11 protein-coding genes and 1 rRNA gene (1 of these 12 cut by a window edge) are annotated in these 12,721 nt (G+C 29.7%); 6 read left to right on the top strand and 6 right to left on the bottom strand.

Annotated elements, in window-relative coordinates:
- Positions 1 to 39: 39 nt before the first annotated feature.
- Entirely contained in the window at positions 40 to 744 is a 705-nt protein-coding gene (locus tag B5464_RS01625; protein WP_079736924.1) for an SAM-dependent methyltransferase, read from the top strand.
- A 6-nt stretch (positions 745 to 750) separates the two neighbouring features.
- Here B5464_RS01625 and B5464_RS01620 read toward each other — a convergent pair whose 3' ends face one another.
- From B5464_RS01620 to dapF, 5 genes are all read right to left on the bottom strand, one after another.
- Entirely contained in the window at positions 751 to 1,347 is a 597-nt protein-coding gene (locus B5464_RS01620) for a peptidoglycan-binding protein LysM (protein ID WP_172830892.1), read from the bottom strand.
- Between the two features lie 81 nt (positions 1,348 to 1,428).
- A complete protein-coding gene (locus B5464_RS01615; RefSeq protein WP_079736922.1) occupies positions 1,429 to 2,331 on the bottom strand; it encodes a DUF2279 domain-containing protein in 903 nt (300 codons plus the stop codon).
- Positions 2,332 to 2,351: 20 nt separating this feature from the next.
- Positions 2,352 to 3,374 (bottom strand): endolytic transglycosylase MltG, encoded by a 1,023-nt coding sequence (gene mltG, locus B5464_RS01610; RefSeq protein ID WP_079736921.1) that lies wholly within the window; start codon positions 3,372 to 3,374, stop codon positions 2,352 to 2,354.
- 24 nt (positions 3,375 to 3,398) lie between these two features.
- Complete coding sequence (locus B5464_RS01605) at positions 3,399 to 3,923, bottom strand: GNAT family N-acetyltransferase (RefSeq protein ID WP_079736920.1); 525 nt, start codon at positions 3,921 to 3,923, stop codon at positions 3,399 to 3,401.
- Positions 3,923 to 4,693 (bottom strand): diaminopimelate epimerase, encoded by a 771-nt coding sequence (gene dapF, locus B5464_RS01600; RefSeq protein ID WP_079736919.1) that lies wholly within the window; start codon positions 4,691 to 4,693, stop codon positions 3,923 to 3,925. Before dapF ends, B5464_RS01605 begins: the two co-directional genes overlap by 1 nt.
- 139 nt (positions 4,694 to 4,832) lie before the next feature.
- Between dapF and B5464_RS01595 the strand changes: the two genes are divergently transcribed.
- Together B5464_RS01595 and B5464_RS01590 are read left to right on the top strand one after the other, a co-directional pair.
- Complete coding sequence (locus B5464_RS01595) at positions 4,833 to 6,218, top strand: trypsin-like peptidase domain-containing protein (RefSeq protein WP_079736918.1); 1,386 nt, start codon at positions 4,833 to 4,835, stop codon at positions 6,216 to 6,218.
- A 139-nt stretch (positions 6,219 to 6,357) separates the two neighbouring features.
- Positions 6,358 to 7,800 (top strand): glyceraldehyde-3-phosphate dehydrogenase, encoded by a 1,443-nt coding sequence (locus tag B5464_RS01590; protein WP_079736917.1) that lies wholly within the window; start codon positions 6,358 to 6,360, stop codon positions 7,798 to 7,800.
- 186 nt (positions 7,801 to 7,986) lie between these two features.
- On the opposite strand, the gene B5464_RS14575 is transcribed toward B5464_RS01590, so the two are convergent.
- Positions 7,987 to 8,193 (bottom strand): TusE/DsrC/DsvC family sulfur relay protein, encoded by a 207-nt coding sequence (locus B5464_RS14575; protein ID WP_154066985.1) that lies wholly within the window; start codon positions 8,191 to 8,193, stop codon positions 7,987 to 7,989.
- 444 nt (positions 8,194 to 8,637) lie between these two features.
- Here B5464_RS14575 and ligA point away from each other — a divergent pair, with 444 nt between their 5' ends.
- The 3 genes from ligA to B5464_RS01575 form a co-directional block, all read left to right on the top strand.
- On the top strand, positions 8,638 to 10,635 hold the full coding sequence (gene ligA, locus B5464_RS01585) for an NAD-dependent DNA ligase LigA (protein WP_079736916.1): 1,998 nt from the start codon (positions 8,638 to 8,640) through the stop codon (positions 10,633 to 10,635).
- Between the two features lie 84 nt (positions 10,636 to 10,719).
- A complete protein-coding gene (locus B5464_RS01580) occupies positions 10,720 to 11,421 on the top strand; it encodes a DUF4294 domain-containing protein (protein WP_172830842.1) in 702 nt (233 codons plus the stop codon).
- A gap of 916 nt (positions 11,422 to 12,337) precedes the next feature.
- Positions 12,338 to 12,721, top strand: a 16S ribosomal RNA gene (locus B5464_RS01575) (it continues 1,134 nt past the right edge of the window).

The raw sequence follows: 12,721 nt of genomic DNA, 5'->3' as shown, positions 1-12,721 counted from the left end.
TTCAACTTAAAATTTACAAGTTTCTAAAAATATATAGTTATGATTGGTAAACTCTATTTAATTCCGACAACTCTTGGAGATACAGAACCTTTAGAGGTAATGCCTTTATCGGTAAAAAAAGTAGTAGAAGAAATTGATTATTATATTGTAGAAAACGAAAAAACGGCTCGAAGATTTATAAAGAAAATATCACCTAAAAAATCACAACCTTCTTTGCAGTTGATGTCTTTAGACAAGTATGCAGACGAAATGGAGACGAGAAAGTATTTAGATGTTTGTAATGAAGGAATAAATGTTGGTTTACTATCAGAGGCAGGTGTACCAGCTGTTGCAGATCCAGGAGCAACTATTGTAAAAATGGCTCACGAAAAAAATATTAAAGTAGTGCCATTAGTTGGTCCGAGTTCTATTTTAATGGCAATGATGAGTTCTGGTATGAACGGTCAAAATTTTGCATTTAATGGGTATTTACCAATAGACAAAGGAGACAGAAAAAGAGCTTTAAAAGATTTAGAAAAGTTGTCTAAAGATAAAAATCAATCTCAAATTTTTATAGAAACTCCGTATAGAAATGAAAAAATGTTTGCAGATTTAAAGGCTATATTAGCACCAACAACTAATTTATGTATTGCTGCAGATATTACATTACCATCAGAATACATTAAAACATTGTCAATTAAAGATTGGAAGTTTCAAACACCAGACTTACACAAAAAACCTGCTATCTTTATAATTCACAAATAAGAAACTTTAAACTTTAGCGTTTTTATCTGCTTTAATAATAGAAACATTATAGCCAGAAAACTTTTTTAAATAAGATTGAATTGAAGCACCATAAGCATCAGAAAATCTTATAGAACCATTACTTCGTAAAAACTTTTTTACATTTCCAGCTCCACTTAAATGTGCTGCAGCCAAAATTCCCGATTCGGTAATTTTAATTCCGTTAATTGTTTTTCCTGTAGATCTTTTAATATCTTTTCTAAGAATCCATTTATTAACTTTACACAAAGCAACAAATGCTTTTTCTTGTAATTCTGGATTGTTCAAAAATTCTTGAGTGTTGTAAATTCTAAATCTTTGTAAAGTAGTTCTACCAAATTGATATTTACCTAAATAACCTAGTGTATTTACTGTTGCATATTTTCCTTGAGATTCTTTAAATGCAACTGCTTCTTTAAAAGCAACAAAATCTTTTTTAAGGTAAAAGATGTCGCTATTAAAATGCTTAGGGAAAGTTACCTTGTTATTGTAGGTAATTTCCTTTAATTTAGTTTTTTTCTTATCAATAGCCGTTGCATTGATAAAAAGAGCTATTACGCTGATTAAAAGTATTTTATTTTTGATAAAATATATATCTTTCTGTTTTGCGGGTGCAAATGTACGATATAATATTAAACTGATTGATACACAGTGTGTTAAAAGTTGTTAAAAATACAGATAATGGAATTTAATCTTTCCTTTAGTATTAATTTCTAATGAAGGTGCTGGTATCTTTATGAAATTCACAACAGAAAATACAGATTTTAAAAATTTCGATTTTGTTTCAATTTTAGTTAAATCTACATCTAAACTTAAGTAAAATTGTCTGTATGGATCTTGCGGAATTTCATTCGTTGTTTTTGTTTCTCCGTACAGCATTCCTTCTGCACCATAACCCAATGCCACATTTAACCATTTAGGAAAATTACCCTCTTTATTAAAAGACCAAATATTTGCAGAAAGCCAATAGGTTTGACCGTTATAGTCTTTAAGAGATTGTTGTATATAATTTTCACCAAGTGTGTTAGGTCTTTGTTTGGCAAATTTTGTTTGATGAAAAGAATATTTGACTGTAATTCTTTGTTCTTGCCACAATAGTTCTTGTCCAACTAATATACCTGTTCCGGCTGCATTAGCCATAACATCTCCAATTGACGCGCCCCATTGTTTAGAAAATCCATCTAAAATTTCTACTGCGGTTAAAAAAGAGAAACCTAATGTAGCGCCGTAAATTAGCTGGTTTTTTTTAGAAACACCAGACCAATCTAAAACTTCCATACCAACTTTACCAATGTAATAAGAGGTCATTAAATGGCCAGCTTTATCCATTTGTTTCCAGTCGTTATTATCATTTTTAAATTGAAAACTTGTTCTTGGATAATCTTTGTACCAAAGTTCGTTTAAAGCAAACAATGTGCCCGTAGCCAAAACACTTTCACTAATTATAACAGCATTTCTTCTCTTAGTATTTAAAGTGTCAGATTTTTTTAAAAAGCTATTATTTTGTGCGTTAAAAGTGGTTGCTGATAAAATAAATAATACTATTAATGCTTTTGTTTTTAAAATCATATCAACTATTACAAGAAAAACTATCTATTAATTTTTTGCTTATTTAACCACTGATGATATTTAGCCGCATTACGATTGTGCTGAGATAACGTTCTAGCAAAAGCATGATAACCTAACTTGTCTACATTAACACACATATAATAATAGTTATGCTTTTGTGCATTTAAAACGCCATCAATTGCAGAAATATCTGGCATCGCAATTAAAGTTGGCGGCAAACCTTTATTTAAATAGGTGTTATATGGCGAGTTAATTTTTAAGTCTACAGTTAAAACTCTTTTAACAACGTAATCTTGTCCTTTTACTTCTTTAACACAATATATTATTGTTGGGTCTGCTTGTAAAGGCATTCCTTTTCTTAAACGATTTAAGTATAAACCGGCAACAATTGGTCTTTCGCTTTTTTTAGCTGTTTCTTTTTGAACAATAGATGCTAAAGTAATTACTTCGCTTTTGGTAAGGTTTAGTTTGGCTGCTTTAGCTTCTCTACTTTTAGTCCAAAAACGTTTATAAGCTATTAACATTTTATTTCTAAACTTCTCTGGACTTACTGTCCAGTAAAATTCATAGGTATTTGGTATAAAAATTTGAAGTACAGATTTTTCGTTTAGATTATTTTCTTTTAAAAATGTTTTATCTTTAAAAGCAGTTAATAAAGAAATAGAATCTGTTTCTACTTGTCCTGCAATTCTACCAGCAAATTTTTCTAAAGTATCTTGATTATTGAAAGAAAGCTTGAATGGTGTTTGCCTTCCGCTTCGTAACATATTTACAAGATCGTTATTAGACATACCCTCTTTTAGAACATATCTTCCTGGTTTTGGTGTTGCAAAACTTTTTTTAGCAGCAACCCATAAAAATGTTTCCGGACTTTTAGAAACACTTTCTAATTCTTTTTTTATATCTAATAAACTGTCATCAGAATGAATAAATAAAGTGTAATCTTTTGTGATTGCAGTTCCGAAAATTTTTTGGTAATAATTATAGCCAAATAAAGAACCAACTATAAATAGCGCTAATAAAATGTATAGTATTTTTTTCAATTAAATATGTTTTAGCTGGCAAAGTTACTGTTTTATCAATTGAAATAAAATTTCGTCAATAAATTTCCCGTTAGAATAAACCCAGTCTTTTTTAGTACCAATTTTCTTAAAATTCAATTTGGTAAATAAATTAAGACTATTGGTGTTTTTAGAAGTTATATTCGCATACAGTTGATGCAGATTAAGATGGGTAAAAGCATAATTAATCAAAATTGATAAACTTTCGGCAGCATATCCTTTTTTTTGAAAATCTGGATGTATTAAAATTCCTATTCCCGCTCTTTTATGTTGTGGATTATAATCAAATAAATCAATCATACCAATTGGTACATCACTATTAGATTCAACGATCATTAAACGTAATTGTTTTGCCTCGTAAATATCTAAATGCGCGTTTTCTAAGTATTGTTTTAGAATGAATTTTGAGAACGGAGTTTGAGTGTGGCTAACTTCCCAAAAAGATTCATTGTTTTCTATAGTATATAAAAAGTTTAAATCTTCTGGTTCTAAAGCTCTTAAATAAATAGTATTTCCTTTTAAAGTCTTCATTAAACTTCAATTTCTCCTTTAAAAACAAAAGTTGCCGGACCTTTTAAGTAAACATCCGTATAAACTCCATTGTTTTCTTTAAATGACACTTTTAAATTACCACCTTCTACTGGTAAATTTATTTGGGTTTTATTTGTTTTCTTTATTTTGTGCATTGCAATAGCAACAGCAGTTACACCTGTACCACAAGCTAAAGTTTCGTTTTCAACTCCTTTTTCATAAGTTCTAACTCTAAAAGTAGCGTCATCAATCATTTCTGCAAAATTGACATTACTTCCAGGATCGTTGTAAGAGTATCTAATTTTTTTGCCGTTTTCAAAAACAGGATAATTATCTAAACTGTCAACCAACTCAACATGGTGTTGTGTACCTGTATACGTAAATACTGAGTCTTTTTTAACTTCAATAGTATCTACATCAATCATTTTTATTGAAATAATGTCATTTTTTATTTCAGCAAAATGAGGTCCATCAACAGCAACAAAATTTGTTTTATTATAAATAATATGTAATTGTTTCGCAAAGGCAACAGCACATCTACCGCCGTTTCCGCAAAATGTTTCACTACCATCGGCATTGTAATAAATCATTCTAAAATCAGAATTTTCATCTTCTTCAATAAGAATAACGCCATCTGCACCGATACCAAAATTTCTATCACATAAATGTGAAATTATGTCAGTATTTTGTTTTGGAAAGGTTTTTGTTCTGTTATCTATCATCACAAAATCATTTCCGGTACCTTGGTATTTAAAAAAAGTTAAATTCATTTTGCAAATATAGGTATTTAGGCACTAAAATAGGGATGTTAAAAAGTGGTTAAAGTCAGTTAAAAACAAGTTAAACAGATTTTTTGAATATGTTAAAATTATATATTTGAATACTAAAAATTAATATAAATCGATAAAAATGAAAAAAGCATTCAGTTTTCTAGGTATGGCAATTTTAGGAGGAGCACTTACTTTAGGTGGTTATAAAATGCTATTCGATAAAGAACAAATTGTAGAAAGAACATTAAACCCAATTGAAACTGTTCGTACAAATTATACACCAACATATAAAAGTACTGGCGCTGTAGAAAGTACAACAGATTTTACAATTGCAGCAGAAAGCACTGTACACGCAGTTGTTCACGTAAAAAATACTGCGGTTAGAACACAAGTAAATCCGTGGATTGAGAGATTTTATGGTAGTGGAAGTGGTACTAGAAAATTTGAACAAGTAGGTACGGGTAGTGGTGTTATAATTTCGCCAGACGGTTATATTGTAACAAACAATCATGTAATAGATGGTGCTAGTAATTTAGAAATTACTTTAAATAATCAGAAAAAATATCCTGCAAAATTAATTGGTACAGATGCAGCTAATGATATTGCATTGTTAAAAATAGAGGCAGATATAGATTTACCTTATGTTCCTTTTGCAGATTCTGACACCATAAAAATTGGAGAATGGGTATTGGCAGTGGGGAATCCTTATAACCTTACATCTACAGTAACTGCAGGAATTGTGTCCGCAAAAGGTAGAGATTTAGAAGGAAACAGAAATATAGAATCTTTTATTCAAACAGATGCGGCCGTAAATCCTGGTAATAGTGGTGGAGCTTTGGTAAATACAAGAGGAGAATTAATAGGAATTAATACAGCAATTTCATCTAAAACAGGTTCTTTTATTGGATATTCTTTTGCGGTACCATCTAATATTGCTAAAAAAATAATTGATGATATTTTAGAATTTGGTCAAGTACAACAAGCAATTTTAGGTATTAATGTAGATGCTGAATTTAAAGAAGAAGGTGTTAGAATTGATGCTGTATCTGATGGAAGCGGTGCAAAAAAAGCAGGTTTAAAAGAAGGCGATATTATAAAGAAAGTAAATAATGTAAAAATTTCTAAATTTTCTGAACTTAGAGGGCAGTTAACAGCAAAAAGACCGGGAGACGAAGTTGTTTTAACTGTTGAAAGAGACGGAGAATTAATCAATAAAAATGTTAAACTAACTAAGAAAGATACTTTTATTTCTAGCAGTATTAACATAATTCTTAAAGACATCACAAAAGCCGAAAAACGTAAGTTTAATATAGAAAATGGTGTTAAAATTGTTAGAAACGCTAATAAAAATTTAATTTATTACGGAGTAAAAGAAGGTTTCATCATTACGAAAATTAATAAAAAACCAGTAACCAATGCAGATCAAGTTTCACAATTGTTAGATTCTTCTTTAGGTAAAGGACAACCTTTATACATAGAGGTTATAAATTTAGAAGGAGAAAAAGAAAGATATGTTTTTAGGTAATAATATAATAAAGTAAATATGTAAAGAATCCCGGTTTTTAATCGGGATTTTTTTTATTTTAAAAATTTTAACGAAATCGATTTCGTATTGTCAAAAAAAGAAATACTTTTGCCGAAAATTAAATTATAGTAACACAACTATGTCAACAAAAGTAAATTACAACGAAGAAGTTTTATCACAAGCCCAAACTAGAAGAGCTACTGTAGAATTTATTAATATCGTAAACGATTTATGGTATGATAAATCTATAGAATTAGTTCTTTTTAGAAACCCGTTAGTAGATAAAAGAGCCAGTGAAGTTTTAAACTTAATTGAATACGCTAAAGAATTTGTTAGCAAACCAATTTCAATTTTAGATGCGTTAGATATTGCAAAAGCAATTCAGCAAATAGAGTTGCCATCATCAAAATTAGATATTGGTAAATTGGCATACGAATGTTATTTAGGTGCTAAAAAAGGAGAGGACAAAGTAGCCTTTGTTCAGAATAAATTAAAAGATGCAACAGTTGCAAAAGACATTCAACCAAAAGATGTTGTTTTATATGGTTTTGGTAGAATTGGTCGTTTATTAGCTAGAGAGTTAATGACTAAAATGGGAAAAGGTTCTCAATTAAGATTAAGAGCAATTGTTACTCGTGGTGAAATTAACCAAACAGTTTTAGAAAAAAGAGCATCATTATTAAGTGTAGATTCTGTACATGGTGATTTCTTAGGAACCGTAACTGTAGATGCAGAAAATAATGCACTTATAATTAACGGTACTACAGTGTATATGATTTCTGCAAAACAACCAGAAGACATAGATTATACAGAATTTAATATTAACGATGCTTTAATTATAGATAACACAGGTGCTTTTAGAGACGAAGCAGCTTTAAGTAAACATTTAAAAGCAAAAGGAGCAAGCAAAGTTTTAATTACTGCGCCAGCAAAAGGAGTTCCTAATATTGTTCATGGTGTTAATCACAAACAAAATAGTCCAGATAAAGTAGATATTTTTTCTGCTGCTTCTTGTACAACCAATGCAATTACGCCGGTTTTAAGGGTTTTAGAAGACAATTATGGTATTAAAAAAGGACATTTAGAAACAATACATGCATATACTAACGATCAAAATTTAGTAGACAACATGCATAGTAAATATAGAAGAGGAAGAGCAGCTGCCTTAAACATGGTAATTACAGAAACTGGTGCAGGTGCTGCAGTTTCTAAAGCAATACCAGCTTTAGCAGGTAAATTAACTTCAAATGCAATTAGAGTTCCGGTACCAAACGGATCTTTAGCAATTTTAAATTTACAGTTAAATACTAAAGTTACTAAAGAAGGTGTTAACTCATTAATAAAAAAGTATGCTTTAGAAGGTGATTTAGTAGAACAAATTAAATATTCTATAGACAACGAATTAGTTTCATCTGATATTATCGGTACAACTGCGCCATCAATTTTTGATAGCAAAGCAACACTTACAGACGAAGATACAATTGTAATTTACGTTTGGTACGATAATGAATACGGTTATTCACATCAAGTAATTCGTTTAGCAAAACACATAGCAAAAGTTAGAAGATTTACATATTATTAAAATACTCTTAGTGCAAATTCATTTAACAAAAGTTAAATGTAAAAGCCCAATACTTTGTGTATTGGGCTTAGTTTTTTTTATAAGAAGCTATTTCCTGCTCTCGCTACTCGCTTTTTTCGTTCCTCAAAAGAGCTCAAACAAATAGCTCCATCAGGGCTAAACTAGTTTGCAAACAAAAGTTTAATCTCAAGCTGTTTTTTTAAGTTTATTTAAGCAAGGTAATCCCGCTATTTTTGTAGAAACTAAAATCGGATCATCGCTAAATAAATCGAAGAGTTCATTTATATTTACTATTTCAGTTTTTGTAATTGCTTCAATAGTAACCTCTTTTTTTCTCTTATATAGTTCTTGTATCCAAGAAATAATATCCCAATGTGTATTCGTTAGTTGAATATTGTGTTCTTACGCTATCATTTCACCAATTTCAATAGTCCATTGGTTAAAATTTGTCAAGAATCCATTAGCTGATCGGTCGAATCCTAATTTTTTGAGTTTTTGTACATGTTCATTCATAATTTTTCGTTTAAATGATTTGGGGGGGAATTCACTTAAAGTCTTTTTAAATTCATCTTTAAAAACCAGTCAATTTATATTACAATAGTTACAAATCGAACAATTCTTTTGTATGAATTTCCCTAAATAAAAAGTTTAATAATTTTACAATAATAATTTTTAGATATAAATATTTATTTAATGCAAAGTTAACTAGGTAGTTATGTTATGAATGTAGGCAAATTGCTTAATTTGAATAGGTAGCTTGTTTGTAGTTGTTTTTATTGTATTATTTTTGATGTTATTCTTGCACACTTCAATTCGAAAGTAAATTTTAAAATCAAAATGACTGTTCAGCAAAAAATAGAAAACCTTAGAGAAGAATTAAATAATCATAATTATAACTATTATGTATTAGATAATGCTACAATTTCAGACTTCGATTTCGATATTAAATTAAAAGAGTTAGAAAAGTTAGAGAAAGAAAATCCTATTTTTTTTGATGCAAACTCGCCAACACAAAGAGTAGGTGGTACAGTTACTAAAAATTTTAAGACAGTTGTTCATAAAAACAGAATGTATTCTTTAGACAATTCGTATTCTAAAGAAGATTTATTAGATTGGGAAAAGCGTGTAGAAAAAGTTTTAGGAAGTTCTGATTTAGAATTTACTTGCGAACTTAAATTTGACGGAGCATCGATAAATTTAACCTACGAAAACGGTAAATTTATAAAAGCGGTAACTCGTGGTGATGGTTTTCAAGGAGATGAAGTAACTAATAATGTAAAAACGATTAGATCTTTACCTTTATCAATAAAAAAAGATTTTATTTCTGATTTCGAAATGCGTGGTGAAATTATTCTTCCATTAGACGGATTCAATAAAATGAATGCAGAACGATTAGAAAATGGAGAAGAAGAATATAGAAATCCCAGAAACACAGCAAGCGGAAGTTTAAAATTACAAGATAGTACAGAAGTAGCAAAAAGACCTTTAGATTGTTTGCTATATCAAGTTGTTACATCAGAAAGAAAATATAAAACCCATTACGAGAGTTTAGAAAATGCAAGAAAGGTTGGTTTTAAAGTTCCAAATACAATAAAGTTAGCAAAATCTATTGATGAAGTTTTCGAGTTTGTAAATTTTTGGGATGCCAAACGTCATGAATTACCTTACGAAACAGACGGAATTGTAATAAAAGTGAATAATCTTCAACAACAAGAAGAGTTAGGTTATACTGCAAAAGCACCACGTTGGGCAATTGCATATAAATTTAAAGCAGAACAAGTATCTACAATCTTAGAAGAAATTACATATCAAGTTGGTAGAACAGGTGCAATTACACCAGTAGCTAATTTACAACCAGTACAACTTGCGGGCACAACAGTAAAAAGAGCATCTTTACATAATGCAGATCAAATAGAAAAATTAGATATTCGAGTTCATGATACTGTTTTTGTTGAAAAAGGCGGTGAGATTATTCCAAAAATAATTGCGGTAGATTTTACCAAACGTCTAGAAAATTCAGAGCCAACTCAATATGCAACACATTGCCCAGAATGCAACACCGAATTAGTAAGAACAGAAGGAGACGCTAAACATTATTGTCCAAATCAATTTGGTTGTGCACCACAAATAACGGGTAGAATTCAGCATTTTATTTCTAGAAAAGCCATGGATATTGATGGTTTAGGCGGCGAAACTGTAGATTTACTTCGAAAAGAAGGTTTAATTCAAAATTATGCAGACTTGTATGATTTAAAAGTAGACCAAGTAATTCCATTAGAAAGAATGGCAGAAAAATCTGCTAAAAATATGATTGACGGCATTGAGAAATCAAAACAAATTCCGTTCGAAAAAGTTTTATTTGCCTTAGGTATTCGATTTGTAGGAGAAACTGTAGCAAAAAAGTTAGCAAAACATTTTAAATCTATAGATAACTTAATGGCCGCATCTTTAGAAGAATTAGTAAATGTAGATGAAATAGGAGATAGGATTGCACAAAGTATTTTAGATTTTTCATCAGATTTAGGTAATATTCAATTAATAGATAGATTAAAATCTTACGGATTACAATTACAAGTATCGGCAGAGAGTTTAGAAAATCAAACAGAAATTTTAAAAGATCAAGTTTTTGTGGTTTCTGGCGTATTTCATCAAATGTCTAGAAACGAACTTAAAAAAGCAATTGAAGATAACGGAGGTAAGGTAAGTTCTTCCATATCAAAAAAAACAACTTTTGTTGTTGCTGGTGATAATATGGGGCCAAGTAAATTAACAAAAGCACAAGATTTAGGAATTTCTATTATTTCAGAACAAGAATTTATAGATAAAATAAATTAATAAATGCACTTTGGTATTTAATTTGCACAAGACAATAAGAATAACAAATCTCATTTTTTGAAACGAATACTTTACATATATATAATGTCTATCTCTATTTGCTCTTTTGCTCAGAAAAGAGAGGTAGATTCTCTACCTAAAAACTTAGAAGATTACATTTTTGTTAAACCTGGCGATTCTGTAGTAATACAGTTAAATGAAATTGCATTGTTACCAAAACATAAATTTACTTCAAGAGAAGATATTCGCTATTATTTATGGTTCAAAAAAAAAGTGTATAAAGCGTATCCGTTTGCAAAACTAGCATCTCAAAGATTAGATAGTTTAAATAACCGATTAGAAAAAATAAAATCAAAAAGTAAACGTAAAAAGTATACAAGGCTAGTTCAAAAATATATAGAAGGCGAATTTACAGATCAGATTAAAAAGATGACCACTACAGAAGGTAGAATACTTATAAAGTTAATTCATCGTCAAACTGGTAAAACAGCTTTTAATAATATCAAAGGTTTAAGAAGTGGCTGGAAAGCGTTTTGGTACAATACAACTGCAAATGTTTTTAAGTTATCTTTAAAAACAGAATACCATCCAGAATCAAATAACGAAGACTATTTAATAGAATACGTGTTGCAAAGAGCTTTTCAAGAAGACAAATTAGAAGCTCAAAAAACAAAACTAAACTTCGATTACGTAAAAGTAATAGCATCAAGAAAAGGTAAAATTGATGTAGAAGAATATAAAAAGATGTTTTCTAAGATGCTAAAAAAAAGGAATAAGAAAAAATAATGGATATTTTTTTGGTGTTACCACGAAAAAAATCGTGGTCGGGCTTTACATTATATCTTTTTATTAGTCTTTATTCTTTAAATTAATCTTCAGCTTAATTGAAAACTCACTTAATTTTTTACTTGGTTATAGAAGTATCTCATAAAAAGGATGTCATTTCAATCCCTAACACAACAAGTTTGCCAACATTTTTACCTTTATTTAAGCATATACTTGTATGTGTTTTCTGTTTTTTACCATTTTACAGCTTTATTTAAAAACGATAAAACCCTAAAATTACACTTAATTATCAGTTTTTATAAAGTAGAGATTAATTATTTTTAAAAAATTAAAAGAACTTGTTGTTTGTAAGTTGTTGATTTTTAATCAGTTTTACTTTTGTGTTAAAAATAGTTTAAAATAACAACAAATTATAGTTGTGTAATTAAAAAGAGGTTGTATGTTAGCACCCGCTAACAAAGAAATATCTTTTTAGTCAAGTTCATTAACGCTTTAACTTTATTTAAAAATCCTTTAAAATAAAAGTAATTTTTAATTAGGATTATAAATAAAAAAGATTATATCTTTGCAGTCCGAATTTTTCGGAAAAAGTTCAAGTTTCGGGTTAAGAAATTAAATTAAAAAAAAAGATTTATTTTTCTTGTTAGATTAGAAATAAGTTTTATATTTGCACCCGCTAAACGAGATAGCAAAAACGTTCAGAGAGATTTTGGAATAACGGTAATTTAAGTTAGATAGTTCGATTCTATCATTTCTGCAAGATTAAGATTTAAGTTTTGTTTTTAAAGAGCAAGATTTGATACCTTAAAAGTTCATTGAAAATATTGAAATTGACAGCGTAAACAAAGAGTAGAATAACCACATTATTAATAATGTAAATTCTTTTGAAACTTATTCATTAAAATATTTAAGATATACAATGAAGAGTTTGATCCTGGCTCAGGATGAACGCTAGCGGCAGGCTTAACACATGCAAGTCGAGGGGTAACATTGTGCTTGCACAGATGACGACCGGCGCACGGGTGCGTAACGCGTATAGAACCTACCTTTTACAGAGGGATAGCCTTTAGAAATGAAGATTAATACCTCATAGTATTGCGATTTGGCATCAGATTGTAATTAAAGATTTATCGGTAAAAGATGGCTATGCGTCCTATTAGTTAGTTGGTAAGGTAACGGCTTACCAAGACATCGATAGGTAGGGGTCCTGAGAGGGAGATCCCCCACACTGGTACTGAGACACGGACCAGACTCCTACGGGAGGCAGCAGTGAGGAATATTGGACAATGGAGGAGACTCT

This window comes from Polaribacter sp. KT 15 (assembly GCF_900143115.1).
GTDB classification, from domain to species: domain Bacteria; phylum Bacteroidota; class Bacteroidia; order Flavobacteriales; family Flavobacteriaceae; genus Polaribacter; species Polaribacter marinaquae.
This window is presented reverse-complemented; position numbering and strand designations above follow the sequence as displayed.